The 16,495-nt window shown below is 65.2% G+C and carries 16 protein-coding genes; 8 read left to right on the top strand and 8 right to left on the bottom strand.

What is annotated here, in order from left to right; genetic code table 11:
* Positions 1-2: 2 nt before the first annotated feature.
* The 7 genes from AC6RV7_RS18250 to AC6RV7_RS18220 all read right to left on the bottom strand — a co-directional run bounded on the left by AC6RV7_RS18250 (position 3) and on the right by AC6RV7_RS18220 (position 8,841).
* Entirely contained in the window at positions 3-2,441 is a 2,439-nt protein-coding gene (locus AC6RV7_RS18250; protein WP_500095601.1) for an extracellular solute-binding protein, read from the bottom strand.
* Positions 2,438-2,878, bottom strand: coding sequence for an REP-associated tyrosine transposase (locus AC6RV7_RS18245; RefSeq protein ID WP_500095599.1), 441 nt, complete (start codon positions 2,876-2,878; stop codon positions 2,438-2,440). The genes AC6RV7_RS18250 and AC6RV7_RS18245 overlap by 4 nt, the downstream gene beginning before the upstream one ends.
* 71 nt (positions 2,879-2,949) lie before the next feature.
* Complete coding sequence (locus tag AC6RV7_RS18240; protein WP_500095597.1) at positions 2,950-4,314, bottom strand: sigma-54-dependent transcriptional regulator; 1,365 nt, start codon at positions 4,312-4,314, stop codon at positions 2,950-2,952.
* Between the two features lie 23 nt (positions 4,315-4,337).
* Positions 4,338-5,447, bottom strand: a complete 1,110-nt coding sequence (locus tag AC6RV7_RS18235; protein ID WP_500095595.1) for a hybrid sensor histidine kinase/response regulator — start codon at positions 5,445-5,447, stop codon at positions 4,338-4,340.
* 18 nt (positions 5,448-5,465) lie between these two features.
* On the bottom strand, positions 5,466-7,631 hold the full coding sequence (locus AC6RV7_RS18230) for an ATP-binding protein (protein ID WP_500095593.1): 2,166 nt from the start codon (positions 7,629-7,631) through the stop codon (positions 5,466-5,468).
* Positions 7,632-7,883: 252 nt separating this feature from the next.
* Positions 7,884-8,342, bottom strand: a complete 459-nt coding sequence (locus tag AC6RV7_RS18225) for a hypothetical protein (protein WP_500095591.1) — start codon at positions 8,340-8,342, stop codon at positions 7,884-7,886.
* Between the two features lie 7 nt (positions 8,343-8,349).
* Positions 8,350-8,841, bottom strand: coding sequence for a hypothetical protein (locus AC6RV7_RS18220; RefSeq protein ID WP_500095589.1), 492 nt, complete (start codon positions 8,839-8,841; stop codon positions 8,350-8,352).
* 482 nt (positions 8,842-9,323) lie between these two features.
* Between AC6RV7_RS18220 and AC6RV7_RS18215 the strand changes: the two genes are divergently transcribed.
* The 4 genes from AC6RV7_RS18215 to AC6RV7_RS18200 all read left to right on the top strand — a co-directional run bounded on the left by AC6RV7_RS18215 (position 9,324) and on the right by AC6RV7_RS18200 (position 12,854).
* Positions 9,324-9,644, top strand: coding sequence for a type II toxin-antitoxin system RelE family toxin (locus AC6RV7_RS18215; RefSeq protein ID WP_500095587.1), 321 nt, complete (start codon positions 9,324-9,326; stop codon positions 9,642-9,644).
* The gene (gene pssA / locus AC6RV7_RS18210; protein ID WP_500095585.1) at positions 9,641-10,522 is read left to right on the top strand and encodes a CDP-diacylglycerol--serine O-phosphatidyltransferase; all 882 of its coding nucleotides are present in this window, start codon (positions 9,641-9,643) and stop codon (positions 10,520-10,522) included. Before AC6RV7_RS18215 ends, pssA begins: the two co-directional genes overlap by 4 nt.
* A 225-nt stretch (positions 10,523-10,747) precedes the next feature.
* Positions 10,748-11,872: a DNA polymerase III subunit beta gene (dnaN, locus tag AC6RV7_RS18205; protein ID WP_500095583.1), complete on the top strand. Its 1,125-nt coding sequence runs from the start codon at positions 10,748-10,750 to the stop codon at positions 11,870-11,872.
* A gap of 103 nt (positions 11,873-11,975) precedes the next feature.
* Positions 11,976-12,854, top strand: a complete 879-nt coding sequence (locus tag AC6RV7_RS18200; protein ID WP_500095581.1) for a hypothetical protein — start codon at positions 11,976-11,978, stop codon at positions 12,852-12,854.
* A 14-nt stretch (positions 12,855-12,868) separates the two neighbouring features.
* Here the strand turns inward: AC6RV7_RS18200 and moaA are convergent, their stop codons facing one another.
* Positions 12,869-13,885: a GTP 3',8-cyclase MoaA gene (gene moaA / locus AC6RV7_RS18195; protein WP_500095578.1), complete on the bottom strand. Its 1,017-nt coding sequence runs from the start codon at positions 13,883-13,885 to the stop codon at positions 12,869-12,871.
* 82 nt (positions 13,886-13,967) lie between these two features.
* On the opposite strand from moaA, the gene AC6RV7_RS18190 reads away from it, so the two are divergent.
* The 4 genes from AC6RV7_RS18190 to AC6RV7_RS18175 are packed head-to-tail and all read left to right on the top strand — an operon-like array spanning position 13,968 to position 16,426.
* Complete coding sequence (locus tag AC6RV7_RS18190) at positions 13,968-15,173, top strand: molybdopterin molybdotransferase MoeA (RefSeq protein ID WP_500095576.1); 1,206 nt, start codon at positions 13,968-13,970, stop codon at positions 15,171-15,173.
* 42 nt (positions 15,174-15,215) lie between these two features.
* A complete protein-coding gene (gene moaC, locus AC6RV7_RS18185) occupies positions 15,216-15,689 on the top strand; it encodes a cyclic pyranopterin monophosphate synthase MoaC (protein ID WP_500095573.1) in 474 nt (157 codons plus the stop codon).
* A gap of 27 nt (positions 15,690-15,716) precedes the next feature.
* Positions 15,717-15,959, top strand: a complete 243-nt coding sequence (locus AC6RV7_RS18180) for a MoaD/ThiS family protein (protein ID WP_500095571.1) — start codon at positions 15,717-15,719, stop codon at positions 15,957-15,959.
* A gap of 35 nt (positions 15,960-15,994) precedes the next feature.
* A complete protein-coding gene (locus AC6RV7_RS18175; RefSeq protein WP_500095569.1) occupies positions 15,995-16,426 on the top strand; it encodes a molybdenum cofactor biosynthesis protein MoaE in 432 nt (143 codons plus the stop codon).
* Positions 16,427-16,495: the final 69 nt, after the last annotated feature.

The raw sequence follows: 16,495 nt of genomic DNA, 5'->3' as shown, positions 1-16,495 counted from the left end.
GTTCAGCGTTCCACGCTTTCGCGTTTCAAGCCGCGCATCAGCGCCGCGCTGGCGGCGAGCACGAGCACGAACAGCGTCACCGCGATCGCCGTCGCGCGACCGACTTGGAACTCCTTGAACATCGACGTCACCATCAGCGTCCCGAGCGTGTGCGTGGAGCTGTCCGGATCCTGCGACGTCAGCAGCCAGATCATCTCGAACGCGTTCAAGCCGCCGATCACGAGAAACACCGCCGAGATCACCACCACTTCCCAGATCAGCGGCAGCGTGACGGAGAAGAACTGTCGCCAGCGCGGCGCGCCATCGAGCTCCGCCGCCTCGTAAAGCTGCGGATCCACGCCCTCCATCGCGGCGAGATAAAGCACGAGATTAAAACCGCACGCCATCCACACGTAGATCGGGATCAGCGCCGGATAAAGATTCGCCTGCGCGAGCCACGGATAACCGTCGAAACCGCGCAACCAATCCGAGCCCACGAGATCGCCCAGCCGCACCAGCGCGGCGTTCACGAGCCCGCCGTGCGATTCGTAGGCACCGAGCCACAGCAGCGTCGCCGCGATGCCGCCGAGCAGGTTGGGAAACAGAAAGATCGCGCGAAACGCCGACGCGCCCCATACGCCGCGGTGGAGCAGATACGCAAAGAGCAGCGCCAGCGGCAGCACGATCGCCGCCGGCACGATCATCAGGAAAAGGTTGTTCCGCAGCGCCAACCAGAACAGGTCGCTCTCGAAGAGCAGCCATTTGAAGTTGAACCATCCCGCCCACTCGCTCGCGCCAAGTCCATCCCAGCGCACGAACGCCCAGCCAAAAGCGACGAGCGCCGGTCCGATCACGAGCGCCGCGTAGAGGGCGAGCGCCGGTCCGACGAATCCGGCGGCAACGGGCACGCGCAGACGACCGAAGTAGGAATCGCTGGGATCCAAAGCGGGTGACGTGGCGTTGACCCCAGGACGGCTGGGGACAACCGTCCCTACCGTTTTCTGCTTTTTTCTCCAGGCGAGCCAGAGCGCGAGGCCGCCGAGCAGCGCGAGCAGCAGCGTGCCGGAAAAAGGATGCCGGATCTCGATGGCGTTCGGGGCGGCGGCGCGGGCGCGGTCGGTCGCGGCGGCGGCCTCGATGCGCTCGCCATATTCCTGCGGCGTGATCCTGCCGGTCATCAGCGCACTGCGTCCGTCGACGAGCGCCTGTCGGATCGCCGGCGGCTGCATCATGCGTTGCGGCATGTTGAACGCCTCGCGTGCGCTCGCGATCATCTCCGCGACCGGCCGCATCGCCGGCGAAAACGCCGCCAGCGGAATTCCGCGCACCGCCACCGGCGAATCGGTTTCGCGCACGAACGCGGCGGCCCGCGTCCGCGAGGTCAGGAAGCGCAGAAAGTCGATCGTCAGCCGCTCGCGTTCGGCGTCGCCCGTGGCGAATGCGAAGAAACTGTCCGCGCCGGCCTGGATCGTCGTCGGATCGGCGATGCCGTCGGAAAACACGGGAAAGTTCATCACGCCGATCTCGAACTCGCGCGGGATCTTGTCGCCCATCTCGTAGAGCATCCACGATCCGGATACGGTCGTCGCGGCCCGACCCTCGACGAACGCGAGCTGCGCCGCGGTGTGCGTCGCGCCTTCCCAGCCGCGCAGCGTGTAGTCCTGCGTGATCCGCTGGAGCACCCCTGCGGCGCGGACGTAGCGCGGGTCGACGAATGCGCCGGGGGCGAGGGCGTTGAGCGCGCGCCAGCCGTCGGCGCCGGCGAGATTGTAATACGCGGCGCGGAGGAACGCGTCGGGATACGCGCTGTAAACGCCGCTCACGCTCACCGGCGCGATCCCGGCAGCCTGGATGCGCTCGCAGAGGGCGAAGAAGGCGTCCCAGGTGTGCGGCACGGTCCAGCCGTGTTCGCGAAACAGCGCGCGGTCGTAGAAGATCGTCCACGCCGCGTAGCTGAGCGGCAGCCCGTAGGGGTGGCCGTCGATCAGCCAGGAATCGAGGGCGCCGGGGAGAAACGTGTCGCGCCAGCGCGCGTCGCCTTCCCAGTTGGGGCCGTCGAGATACGGCGTGAGATCGCGGAGTTTGCCGGCGCGCGCGAGCGCAGGGATGAGCAGGTCGCGCGGTAGCGCGGCGTCGGGCAGATGGCCGTCGATCATGCGGACGCGCAGCTTGTCCGCGATGCGCGGATCGCCGTAGATGCGCACGGTCACACCCGGCCGCAGGGCTTCGAACTGCCGCGCCGTTTCCTCGTAGAATGCCGTCCCGTAACCGCCCGCGAAGATGGGGATGTCGAGCGTGGTGGCGCGGAGGGGGAGGAAACAGAGAACGAAGAGGAGGCAGAGGTAGGGGCGCGTGTCCCCACGCGCCCTGAGTTTTGCGTGCGCTCGCCGGCAGCGTGGCCAAAACTCAGGGCGGCTGGGGACAGCCGCCCCCACCTTTTGATCTTTGGCCGACGGAGTCATGCCTCCAGACTCCACGGCCAGTCTGTGGCCTGTTGGACCAGACCTTTTCGCACGGGATTTTGCCGGATGTAGTCGGCTTTCAGCTCCCAGCTTTCGTTGGAACGAAGCCGGTGATCGAAAAAATCCCGCTGCCAGCGGGCCGCATGCACTCGCGCCGTGTAGCGTTTCCAATCGCAAATCACCGTGCGCATGGCCTCAACCGGTGGAAACGCCAGAAGCGCGTGAACATGATCGTGCATCAATAGAAACAGCCGCGCAAACCAGCGTCCTTGGCGATGATAATGCGCCGCACTTTCGAGCAGGCTCGCCGTGGAATCGGGTTGCACCAGGTCCGATGTGCCGCGCGGTGCAGCGTTGATCGTTACGAAATAGAGCGCGCCGGTTTCGGCCCAGGAAGGGCAGTCGTGATTCAGAGTCTTGCGGGGAACGAAACGCATCGGCGCAGCAGGCTCGCGCGGAACCTTACGACCTCGCCGATCGGCGACAGCAAAATCCCCCCCCGTCCTCCCTACTTCAACCCCATCTTCTTCCGCTTCCGATACAATGTCGCCTGGTCGATGCCGAGGATGTCGGCGGCTTCGTTCATGCTCGAGGTGACCTCCAGCACGCGCTTGATGTGCTGCTCCTCCAACGCCTGCAAGGTCACCATCGCGCCGGTGTGGAGCGGCGTGTCGCCGGTCAGACCGGCGCCGGTTTCATTCTGCCGGATCTCGATCGGCAGGTCGCTGAGTCCGATCCGCCGCTCCGGCGCGAGAATCACCGCGCGCTCGATCGTGTTGCGCAGCTCGCGCAGGTTGCCCGGCCAGCTGTAACGCCGGATGCATTCCGCCGCCTCGTCGGTGAACCCTTCGACCTTGCGGCCGAACTGACGCGCACAGTGCTGCACGTAATGCTCCGCGAAACGCAGCACGTCGCGCGGTCGCGCCCGCAGCGGCGGCATCTCGACCGTGATCACATTAAGCCGGTAATACAGGTCCTCGCGAAACGCGCCCTCCGCGACACGCTTCTTCAAATCCCGATTCGTCGCCGCCACGATGCGCACGTCCGAGCGACGCGTCACCGTCTCGCCGAGCCGTTCGTATTCCTTTTCCTGCAACAGGCGCAGCAGCTTCGGCTGGATCTCGAGCGGCAGGTCGCCGATCTCGTCGAGAAACAGCGTGCCGCCTTCCGCGGCTTTGACCTTGCCCCAGTGATCGCGCATCGCGCCGGTGAACGCCCCGCGCACGTGACCGAAGAGCTGGCTCTCGAGCAGTTCCTTCGACAACGCCGGGCAACTCACCGTCACGAACGGCTTGTCGTGCAGGTGACTCTGCTCGTGCAGCGAACGCGCGGCCACGCTCTTGCCCGTGCCGCTCTCGCCGAGAATCAAAACTGACGCCGTGCTCTTCGCGGCCCGTTGCAGCACGTCCATCACCGCGCGCATCACCGGCGTCTCGAAATCGATCAGCGGCTCGGGACTCTGCGACTGGACCTCCTTCACCTCCTGCTCGAGCCGCTCGATCTTCTGGCCCATTTCGCTGATGCGGCGCAACCGCGCGAGCACCGCGTGAAACTGGTCGCGGGTGAACGGTTTTTCGAGGAAATCGACCGCGCCCTGATGCAGCGCCTGCACCGCGGTCTTCACCGTGCCCTGCGCGGAAAACATCACGATCGGCAGGTTCGGCCGCACTTTCAGGAGCATCGGCAGCAGCTGCAGCCCGTTTTGCCGGCCGAGGTGCAGGTCGAGCAGCACCGCGTCGAACTTGTCTTCGCGCACGCGTTCGAGCGCGACGTCGCCGTTCGAAGCACTGGTGGCGAAATGACCTTCCTCCTCGATCAGGAGACAGGTGGCTTCGCGAAAGATCTGGTCATCGTCTACAACAAGAAAATCCATGGAAAAAGAAACGCGTTCGCCGACTACACCGGCACGGGCGCGGGCGGAAACACCAGGACGAACGTCGCGCCCTGCCCCGCCGTGCTTTCCAGCCGCAGGTCCGCGCGCATGTCCTGCATCAGCTTTTTCACGATGCTCAAGCCGAGGCCGGTGGACGGCTCGCCGCCCGTCGGACGCGCGCTCAGCCGGCGGTAGCGGCGGAAAATCTGCTGTTTGTCGCTCTCGGTGAAACCGGGGCCTTCGTCGACGACGCGGCACTCGCCCCGCTGGTCCGGCGTGAGCCCGATGATGAGTTTCACCGCCTTGCCCGACGGCGAGAACTTCAACGCGTTCGACACCAGATTATCGAGCACCTGCTCGAACGCCGCGCGATCCGCCTCCACGAGCACGCCTTCCTCGCGCTGTTCGAGCTGGAGCGTGATGCCCTTGCGCTGCGCGTGTTCGGAGTGGCGCTGCACGACGTTGCTCGCGACATCGTGCAGGTAAACCGGCTGAAACTTCATCGGGCGGCCGTGATCCACCTCGGAGTTCGCCAAAAATTCCTTCACGAACGAGAGCATCTGATCGGTGGCTCGCAGGATGTTCGCGCCCATCCGCTGGAAGCGCTGGTCGTTGATCGACTTCGCCTTCTCGTTGAGCAACTGGACGCTCATCAGCATGCCGCCGAGGTGATTTTTCAGGTCGTGCGCGAGAATGCCAAGCAGCTCGTCCTTGTCCTCGGCGAGCTGGCGCAGCCGGTCGCGGGCGGTTTTCAACGCGAGGTGCGTGCGCACGCGCGAAAGCAGCTCGGAGGCGTTGAACGGTTTCGTGACGTAGTCGACGCCGCCGCTCTCCAGCGCACGCACAATGAGCGTCTTGTCGTCCGCCGCGGAGAGAAAGATGATCGGGATGTCGATCCACGCGATGTTCGCCCGTATCCGCCGGCACACTTCGAACCCGTCGAGGCCCGGCATCAGCACGTCGAGGAGGATGAGATCGACGGGTCGCGCCGCGAGCCGCCGCAGCGCCTGCTCGCCGTCGAGCGCCGGCACGATGTCATAGCCGAGATGGCCGAGCATGTCGCCGAGGACGCGCAGATTGGTTTCCTGATCATCGACGACCAGAATGCGGGCGGACGGCGTTTCGCGGGACATGGGTGGGCGGAAGGAAGGCTACGTGGACTTCGACGTGGCGGGCACAACGACCGGGGTCTCGAGCGTGCGGACCAAAGCGGGAAAATCTTTCAGACGTTCCTCCACACGCAAGAGCGCATAATCGTCGACGTCGCGCTCAAGCGCCGACGCGTAGTCTTCCATCGGCGGACAGCGTCCCTCGCCGCCGATCTGCCGGAGCCGGCGGATCAGTTCCTTGATGTCGCTGTTCGATCCGCTCTCGACGGCGTCGCGCCAGAGCGTCGCCTGCAGCTGATGCAGCGCGGGCAGGACTTGCGCGTAGCTTGCCGCGGCGGCGGGAGGCGGGGGCTGCGCGACGGCGCCGACCGCGGCGGACGCCGGGGCCGCGGGGGTGCGGCGCGGCACGAACGACGCCAGTTCGCGGAACAGCGCCTCGCGCGTGAAAGGCTTGCGCAGGCAGCCGGCAAACTGGCCCGACCGGGCGGTTTCTTCGTCCATCATGGCCGACGCCGTGACCGCGATCACCGGCAGAAGTTCGTGACCCGCGAGCTTGCGCAGCTCGGCCACCGCCGTTGCGCCGTCCATCTCCGGCATCCGGATGTCCATCAGCACGACGTCAGGCCGGCGATCGCGCACCTGTTCCAACGCCTCGCGTCCGTTCGCCGCGAATCGCACGCGATGGTCGGTGTTTTCGAGGTAGCCGGCGAGGACGTCACGGTTCGACGCATCGTCGTCGACGACCAGGAGGTCGGCGGACTGGAGCTCGTTGAAATCGACGGGGACCACGCTGGCCACCCGCGCGCTGTCGGGCAGCCGCACGGAGATCGGAATGTCGGGAAAGAACAGCTCGAAACGCGTGCCGCGGCCGGGCTCGCTCTCGAACTGCACGCGTCCGCCCATCCGTTCGGTGAACCGCTTCACGATGCTCAGGCCAAGGCCGGAGCCCTGCCGCTCGCGATCGCTGCGGGGATTCACCTGAACAAACGGCTGGAAGATATCCTTCTGCTTTTCCGGCGGGATGCCGATGCCGGTATCCACAACTTCGATGCGAAGGGCGCCGCGCCCGGGCTCCGGCCGGCTCTCCCAGCCCGCGCGGAGCGTGACGCTGCCGTGATCGGTGAACTTGATGCCGTTGTTGATCAGGTTGATGAGCAGGTGTCGCAGCCGCGTCCCGTCCAGGATCAGCGCCGCGGGAATGGTCGGGTCGAGCTCGACGGCGAGTTTCAGATTCTTGCGGGCGGCCTGCTGTCCGAAGACGGTGTTCATGAACCGGCACACCTCGCGGACGTCGGTTGGCTCTGGGTGCAGTTCGACGGCGCCGGCGTCGAGTTTCGAGAGATCGAGGATGTCGTTGATCAGCTGCAGCAGCGACATCGCGCTGTCGCGGATCGCCTGCACGCGCTGGCGGGCCTTGCCGTCGGCCGGCACCTCCGCATACAGCAGCTCGCTGAAGCCGAGGATCGCATTCATCGGCGTGCGAATCTCGTGGCTCATGTTCGCGAGAAAGGTGCTTTTCTCGCGAGCCGCGCTCTCCGCCTGGATCGCCTGTTCGGCGAGCAGGCGTTCGTTGCGCTCCTGGCGCAGCGCCAGCCGCGAGAGATACAACGCGATCAAACCGGCGCCCAGCCCGAGACTCCCGGCGAGCAGCGTGGCGACGAGCGCCTGCTGGATCCGGCGGCGGGTCGTCTCGTCCGCAGCATCGCGCGCCGGGCGTGGCAATCCTTCCAACCGCGCGGTCAGCACCCGGATCTGCTCCATCACCGTCCGGCCTTCCTCCTCGCGGGAGCGGTCGAAGGCGGTCGACCAGCTCGATTGCCGGCGCGCGGCGATCGCCCGCCGCAACCCGTCGAGTTTCAGCTCGGCGAGTCCCTTGAGCGTGAGCACTTCGTCCATCAACTCGGGCCGTCCGGCCGCTTCACGCGCGAGGCGTTCGAAGCGGGATGGAAACTCGTCGTTCGCGCGGTTGAACGGTTCGAGATACGCCTCGTCACCGCTCAGCAGAAAGCCGCGCTCGCCTGACTCCGCATCCTGGAGCATCGAGAACACCTCGCGCGCCGAGCGTTTGAAATCGGTGGACCGCACCGTCGTTTCGAAACTGTGGCTCAGCTTCGACCAGACCATCACACCCAACGCGATCCCGCCCACCGACAGGGCCATCCAGACGGCCACGAGATAGGTGTAGATCCGTGGGCTGAACAATCGCATGAATGAGGAATGTCGTCGCCGCACGGCCTGGGTGGCTAGCGACGCGTCGAACTCCAAGAGCGGGGCGCGAATCCCGGATTTGTCAATCGGCGTTCCTGCTTTGCCGCCTCCACGCCGGATGCGGCCGCGGCGCGCCGACGATACGGCGCACCGCGGGCTGGCTTCCGTTTAACGGGAGGGAGGATGATGCGAGACGGACGAGATAAAGGGATCACACCATGGTCGCGGAACAGTGAGTTGAAGCTTGGAAAATCAGCGGCCGGCGCGGAGCGGATCGAGCAGCCAGAGCTGCTTCTCGATGGCCCGCAGCGAACCATAAAGAATTCGCGCCGTGGCCGCATCGGCGACGGCCTGCGCATCGCGAAAGGCCGTCCCGAGCGCTTTGCCACACGCGCGGCAGGCGCGCAGGCAGAAACCGGCGGTGGAGGTTGTGACTTTCCGCCGCGTGCGGACGCCCGCCTCGACCGCGGCCGCGTCGCCCAATTGCTGCAGCCGAAGATCGAGATGGGCCTTCGTTTCGTCGAGCAACGCGAGCAGCGACCGCGTCTCGGTAGGGACGTGAGTGTGTTCCGCGGTGAGACTCTGCAACGAGTCGCTCCACTCCGCGAGCGCCGCCCGGGTGGAGCGGAGCCGGCGGATCAAGCGGGCCCGGCGGCGGGGCGAGAGCTCCGCGCCCGACGTTGGTTCAGCGGAAGAAGCAGGGAGGGACATGGGCGGATCAGGCAGCAGCCAACCCGGCGGAGGGGGAGAGCAGGTGCGACGCGCGCACACTGGCCGGCAGATAATCCTCGTGAGGCGGGGTGACATTGTCCGCACCCACATGCTGGAAGATATGCCATGCGATCGCCGCTTCCTTCTCGTTGCGCGCGTGGACACACAGGACAATCAGACCTTCGCGGGTTTTCTCGAGCACGCGCTCCGCCTGCTCGGCGCTGAGGCCGAGCGATTCCAGATCGCGTTCCGCTTTGGCGGAATGCACGTCCCGCTTCAGGAGCGGTCCGAGCAGACCAGCGGCGGCCACGGGCAACGCCGCCCGGAGCGGCACACGGTGGAAGTTCTTCATCCAGCAGCACACACTGTTGGGCGCCCGGCGGCGGGGAAACACGGCAGAGATGCGCTCCGGAGAAATCCCGGCTCGCAGCAGGCGAACAATGGCAATGTCGGCATGAAGCCGGGAAACGGCGTCGGCGAAAACAGGGAGAGAGCACATGGGAAAGAAGGGAAGGTGGGTGAGCGGGCAAGAAAGAGGCGGACGAGTGTCGTCCGTCCCTTGCTGGCTTCCCCCGATACCAAGCTAGGGCCGGGCCAATTTTGGCACTGGGCATTTCTTCATTGATGATCAGGTGTTTGCCTTAAAATCGGCGCCGGCGGCGCCTGACGCCGAACCTGCATTCTGCAAGTGCGGCGCGCACGAAAGTGCAGGTTGCAAGCAAGTCGCAGGCGCCAAGCCAGCCTCTCGCTTTCGTGACCGGGCACAGAGGACGGCGCACGTTCTCGCGGCGCCTGCTGCCAGTCCGCCGACGTCGCGGGAAAAGCATTGCTTCGCGGGTGATTGCCTCGAACGTAAACAGCTTATCTGCGCTCGCGATCGATTGCGGGCACGACCACTTCCATTCGAGGACGAACGCCGGGCTTGCGCCCGCGGCCGCCGCTGCTCCGCCGATGTATCAGGTAACCTTTTCCGAACAAAGTATGCGCGAACTGAACCGGCTCGATAAGCTGGCGCAGCTCGACATCATTGGGCCGATCAGTTCGCTCCGGCCCGCCGATCTCGCCCACCCGCGCGAACCGCTCGGCCGCTTCCATCGCGGCGACCGCCTGTATTATCGACTGCGGGCCGGCGATTACCGTCTGTATTTCGAAGTGCGCGGCGACACGCTCCACACGCACTATATCCTGCATAGCAACTCGCTCGAAGATTTCCTGCTGCGCAACAAGCTGCCCGTGACCGAACAGCAGCTGGTCGAACAACATTCCAAGTTCTGGAAATACCTCGAAAGCCTCACGAAATGAGCGATTCGCAACCCGATTTTCGCGCGCGCGAAGATCCCTACAACGTCACCCAGGCGAGCCGGATCTACTTTCTTCCGAACGCGATGACGGCCGGCAACCTGTTCTGCGGGTTCATGGCCGTCGTCAGCTGCATCCACGCGCGCCTCGCGGAGACCGCGACCATGGGCGAGTATCTCGCGTCTTCGCCGGCGGAACACTACCGCGCTGCCGTGTGGTTCATCCTGGGCGCGGCGGCGTTCGACACGCTCGACGGACGGCTGGCGCGCATGGGTGGACGCGAGTCGCTGTTCGGCGCCGAATTCGATTCGCTCGCGGACGTCGTGTCGTTCGGGTTCGCCCCGGCGATGCTGATGTTTTTCTTCATCCTGTCGCCGACGCAGGGCATCGAGGCTTTTCGCAACATCGGCTGGTTCGTCGGCTTCGTTTATCTGTTGTGCGCCGCCATTCGCCTCGCGCGTTTCAACGTCATCACGAATCCGCTGCTGCATCGCGGCCAGAAGGAACTGAGCAAGGATTTCATCGGCCTCCCCGTTCCCGCCGCGGCGGCCACGGTGGCCGCGCTGGTGCTCTTCCTCCTGAAGCTCATCGAAACCGATCGCTCGCTCAAAAGCGGCGCGCTCGTGCTGCCATTCCTGATGCTGTTGATCGCGTTTCTGATGGTGAGCACCATCCGCTATCCGAGCGGCAAGAACGTCGACCTGCAGACCAAGACGAAGCTGCGCACCTTCGTCGGCATCCTGGCGATCGGCGGACTCGTGATCCTGTTGAAGGAAGTCGCGGTGCTCTGCGTTTGCCTCGGCTACATTTTCTACGGCCTGGTCCGCCATGTGCGGCGCGCCCGGCGCGTGGCTCAGGCCCCGTTGGGAAAATCTGTGTGAGCAAAGTGCGGACGACATTCCAACAACTGGGACCGTGTGAACAACCGCATGGTTATTGGAAGCCGCGACGGGAGTTTTTCACAGCGGTTCCGGGACCGTTTTCCGAGGAGAAAGCGCGAGTTAGTGGGGTTGTTGGTGCCCAATAAGAATACGGTTCTAATTCCTTATTGAACCTGCCTTCTTTTATCCTTTGTTAGCTTCTTCAGACGCTGCAGACGCCCCTTCATGAAATTCAAAATCAATCGCGACCATTTCGCCAGCGGCCTTGCCCAAGTGCTCAACGTCGTCGGCTCGAAGGCCACGATGCCGATCCTCAGCAATGTGCTGATCGAAGCCGAGAAGGACCAGGTCTCGCTCACGACCACGAACCTTGACCTCGGCATCCGCTGCAAGATCAAGGCGGACGTGAAGGAAACGGGCGCGGTCACGCTGCCGGTGAAACGTCTCGCGACGATCGTGCGCGAATTGCCCAACGTCGACGTGACCTTCGACGCGTCGCCCAATCACCAGGTGAAGCTGGCGTCCGGCGGCTCCAATTTCCGCATCATGGGCATCGGCAAGGAAGAGTTTCCGCCGCTGCCGGAGTTCGGCGACGAGAAGGCATTCACCCTCGAGCAGGCCGAGCTCACGACGATGCTGAAGAGCGTGGCCTATGCGCAGTCGACCGACGAGACGCGCTACATCCTCAACGGCGTGTATTTTAATTTCAAGGACGGGAAGCTGTCGCTCGTCGCCACCGACGGCCGCCGGCTCGCGCTCGTCTCGAAGGAAATGGACGTTCCCGACACCAGCGCCGGCGCGATCATCCTGCCCGCCAAGACGGTCGGCGAACTCACCCGCCTCCTCGACAAGGGCGAAAAGTTGAAGATCAACTTCAACGAACGTCGCGCGGCGTTCCAGATCGCGACCGACAAGGACAACAGCGGCCTCGTCGACAGCATCTATCTCTACTCGAAGGTGGTCGAGGGCAACTACCCGAACTACCAGCAAGTCATCCCGAAGGAGACGCACCAGCGCATCAAGCTCGAGCGCGAGCTCTTCCTGCAATGCGTCCATCGCGCCGCGCTCGTCTGCTCCGAGAAATCGAATTCGGTGAAGATCAAGCTCAGCAGCAACCTGCTCGAGATCACCGCGCAAAGCCCCGATTTCGGCGAGGCCCACGAATCGATGGCGATCGGCTACAGCGGACCGGAACTGCAGGTCGCGTTCAACCCGACGTTCGTGATGGATCCGCTCCGCGCGCTGAACAAGGACGAGATCTTCTTCGAGCTGAAGGACGACGTCAGCCCGGGTGTGTTCAAGACCCTCGACAGCTTCCTCTGCGTCATCATGCCCGTGCGGCTGAGCTGATTCCGGGCTCCTTCGCCGGTGTTTTCGAAGCCCGACCGCAAGTCGGGCTTCGCGCTTTGAGCCCTGCGATTCCCGGAGTATAGTCCTGCTCAACCTTCCTCGCATGCAGTTGCCCTACGCCATCGTTGCCGCCGTCGTCGTCTCGCTCGTCGTGATGCAGATCAATCAGCGGGTGGCGTCGCCGTTGCTGTCGATCGTCGACCGCTGGCTGCGCTGGCTCGTGTTTGCCTTTGGCGGCGCGCAAATCGCGGTCGAGTTCGACCTGATCGACCGGCCCTACTGGGTGATCGTGGCGTTGTTTTTCATCCTCTGGTTTCTCGGCGAAACACTGCTCAACTGGCTCCGCATCCACGCACTGAGCGTCAGCCCGCTGCCGCTGTTTCCGCGCTACGAGGCCAACGCGGACGGTGACGAGTGGCCGATCCAGCCGCGCCTGCTGAAATTGCGCGAGTGGCTGCGCGCGCAGGATTTTCGCCAGGTGCAGGCGCTCAAGTCCGAGATTGGCGGCGGCATCTTCCTGCGCATCTCGTTTTACCAAAACGCCGACGCCACCATCCGCGTGCAGGTGACGTTCATCCCGCAGGCGAGCGGTGCGATCACCGTGTGTTTTGCCCTCAGCTCGCTGACCGCAGACGGTGCGCGCTACGTCACCGATAACCTCTACGTGCCGTTCGCCGGCTTTTATCCCGAACACTGGTTCGTGGAACGCGCTCCCTGGCGGCGTTCGCTCGCGCGGTTGCTCGCGCGACACCGCGCCCGCATCTCGCGCGCCGGCGCCACGCTGGTGCCGTTCACCGACGATCCGCTGACCGACATCAACACCACGCAACAGGAGCTGGATCGCGTGAACACCGAGCTCGGTTTCCTCCATCATCCGCCGGAGCGCGAGGACCACGGCAAGATCACGCACGAGGGCCGCTATCGCGTCTGGAAGGAGATCTGGATGCTCAACTACCTCGGACGCGCGATGCGCTACGAGTGACGCGCCGCGGCCACTCAGCCGCCGATATAGCTCATCTCGATTTTTTCGCGGACCTCGCCCGCGGCGATGACCTCCGCGCGTTCGTCGCTGTAGCGATCGAGCCGCCCGCGCCAGATTCGGGCAAGAAACCGCTGCAGCTCGGCGTCGTCCGCGCCCGCCCGCAAACAGCCCAGCACATCCCAGCCGAGCGACGCGAACAGGCACGTGTAAAGCCGTCCGTCCGCCGACAGCCGCGCGCGGTGACAATCCCGGCAAAACGGCTCCGTCACCGAACTGATCAATCCGATCTCGCCGCGTCCGTCGCGATAACGATAACGCGCCGCGACCTCACCGCGATAAGTCGGCCCGCAGGGTTCCAGCGGCCAGCGGGCGTCGATGCGGGCCACGATCTCCTTCGCCGGCACCACGCGTTCGCCAGTCCAGTGGTTCGTGTTGCCGACGTCCATGAACTCGATGAAGCGCAGCGGATGTCCGCGCTCGCGAAAATACGCGCAAAGCTCCAGCAATTCGCCGTCGTTCACGCCGCGCTGGACCACGCAGTTGATTTTCACCGGCAGCCCCAGCGCGTCCGCGGCCTCGATCCCGCGCAACACGCGCTCCACCTTGAAACCGAGGCCGTTCATCCGGCCGGCGGTGGCATCGTCGAGCGAATCCACGGAAACGTTGACGCGATCGAGTCCCGCGTCGCGCAGCGCCGGCGCATATTTTTCCAGCAGCCAACCGTTGGTGGTGAGCGCCACTTCGGGAATCCGCAGCCCGGTCTTCAGAACCTGGATAAACTCAGCGAGGTCATTGCGCAACAGCGGCTCGCCGCCCGTAAGCCGGACCTTCTCGACCCCGAGGGCGCGAAACGACCGGACGATGCGCACCATCTCGTCGAGCGACATCAGCTGCGGATCGCGCAGAAACGCGTGCGCCGGCCCGAACACCTCCTTCGGCATGCAGTAGGGACAGCGGAAGTTGCAGCGGTCTGTCACCGAAATGCGCAGATCGCGCAGCGGGCGATTGAATTGATCGGTGGGACTCTGCATGGTGGCGCCTGCTTGCTGGCAGGCTCGTCGGGTCGAGTTAGCCGCGCGGCTGGCGGCCTGCAAGCAGGCTTCGACTTTTCTCATGCTCACCCCCGCTGACGCCGAACAACGCATCCTCGGCCACCTGCCGCTTTTTCTGCGCGAGGATTGCCCGCTCGCCGCCGCGCACGGACGAGTCCTTCGCGAGGATCTGCGCGCTGATCGTGACCTCCCGCCGTTCGATCGCGTGACGATGGACGGCTTTGCCCTGCGATCCGCGTCTGTGGCCGCGGGGGTGACTTCGTTTCGCGTGCAAGGCACGCAGGCGGCCGGCATGCGTCCGCTCCGGCTCGGCGAAGCCGGCGATGCGTGCGTCGAAATCATGACCGGCGCGGTCCTGCCGGACGGCGCGGACTGCGTCGTGCCGCTCGAGGACGTCACCCGTAGTGAAAAACTCATTACCCTGCAGCGCCCCGTGGCCGTTCAGGCCGGGTTGTCGATTCATCGTCGCGGCAGCGATCATCCGGCGGGCGACGTGGTCGTGCCGGCGGGCACGAAGCTCACCGGTCGCGAAATCGCGATCGCGGCGGCCGTGGGCGCCACGACGCTGACGGTGAGCAGCCAGCCGAAGATTGCGATTCTCGCCACGGGCGACGAGCTCGTCGAAGTCGACGCGCCGGTCGCGCTGCACCAGATCCGGCGGAGCAACGACTACGCGCTGCGCGCTGGCCTGATCGCCGCGGGTTATCCGCGCGTGGAACGTTACCATCTGCGCGACGTGCGCCACGAAATCGAACACCTGCTGTGGCACATCGTCGCCGAATACGACGTGGTGCTGATCACGGGCGGCGTCTCGAAGGGAAAATACGATTTCCTGCCCGCGGCGCTGGAAGCGCAGGGCGTGCACAAAGTCTTTCACGGCGTCGCGCAACGCCCGGGCAAGCCGTTCTGGTTCGGCCTCACCGCGCGGCGCACGCCGGTGTTCGCGTTGCCCGGCAATCCCGTGTCGGCCTACACGTGCCTGCATCGTTACGTGCTGCCGGCGCTGGCGCAGGCGAGCGGTTTGCCGCCGCGCGAACCGCGTCGCGTGGCTCTCGCCGAGCCGGTGTCGTTCAAGCCGTCGCTCGCGTATCTGCTGCCCGTGAACCTCGCGAGCGGTCCGCAGGCGCAGCTGCTCGCCACTCCGATGGCGGTGAACACATCCGGGGATTTTGCGGGCCTGCTCGGCTCCGACGGATTTGTCGAGTTGCCGGCGGACGTGGAGATGTTTCCCGCCGGCTACATCGCCGCGTTTTGGCCATGGACCTGAATCGGGGTTGAGAGTTGGGCGGCGCGCGCCGAGAGTGCTGGTATGCTTTCCCATCTCGATGCCAAGGGTCAGCCCGCGATGGTCGACGTCGGGCAGAAACCGGTCACGCACCGGACGGCGCACGCGGTCGCGGTCGTGACGCTGCCCGCCGATCTGGCGGCGCTGCTGAAGGACGGCGAGATTCACACGAAGAAAGGCCCGATTTTTCACGCGGCCGTGCTGGCCGGCGTGATGGGAGCGAAACGCACGAGCGAGTTGATTCCGCTCTGCCATCCGCTTCCGCTCGACGACTGCCAGATCGAAATCAAACCCGACGCCTCGCACCGTGAAGTCGCGATCCACTGCCGCGTGCAAACCTACGCCAAGACCGGCGTGGAAATGGAAGCGCTCACCGGCGCGACCATCGCTGCGCTCACGCTCTACGACATGGGCAAGGCCGTGTCGCACGGCATCACGATCCGCGAGGTGCGCCTCGTGGAAAAGACCGGCGGCAAAAGCGATTATCGCGCGACCTGAGCCGCAGCGGACATTTCTCTTTCACGCATGCCCAGGATTTCCATCCAGTATTTCGCCCTGTTGCGCGAGCAACGCGGCCTGACCGAGGAGCAGCTGGAAACGAATGCGCCCACGCCCGCCGCGTTGTATGAAGAGCTGCGCGCGCGCCACGGATTTACGCTGCCGGCCAACCGCGTGCGCGCCGCCGTCAACGGCGACTTCGTCGCCGCCGACGCTCCCCTCCGCCCCGACGACCAAGTCGTCTTCATCCCGCCGGTGGCGGGCGGTTGACGCCGCCGCGAGCCGTCGAAGCCTCTCGCGCGAACATGTTCTCCCTTTCCAACCAACCCCTCGACCCCGCGGCGCTGAAACTCGCGTTGCTCGATCCGCGCGCGGGGGCGTGTGTGACGTTCGAGGGCTGGGTGCGCGATCACAACGACGGGCGCGCCGTGCGCGCGCTCGATTACGAGGCGTTCGGCGAACTCGCGGAACGCGAGGGCACGCGGATCGTGGCCGAAGCGCACGCGAAGTTCGGCGTGCTCGCGATTCATGCCGTGCACCGCGTCGGCGCGCTGCAGATCGGCGATCTCGCGGTCTGGGTCGGAGTCGTGGCGGCGCATCGCGGCGCGGCGTTCGACGCCTGCCGCTACGTGATCGACGAGGCGAAAGCGCGCGTGCCGATCTGGAAAAAAGAACATTACGCGGACGGCGCGAGCGAGTGGATCAACGGCGCGACGCGCGGCGACCACGCGGACTGAACGCGTATCCGCAGCGCTGGGCGGGTCATAAGGCGCGAAACGGCGGGCACCAACAAACGCGCAGCGTTG

This window comes from Opitutus sp. sgz309028 (assembly GCF_059821195.1).
This window is presented reverse-complemented; position numbering and strand designations above follow the sequence as displayed.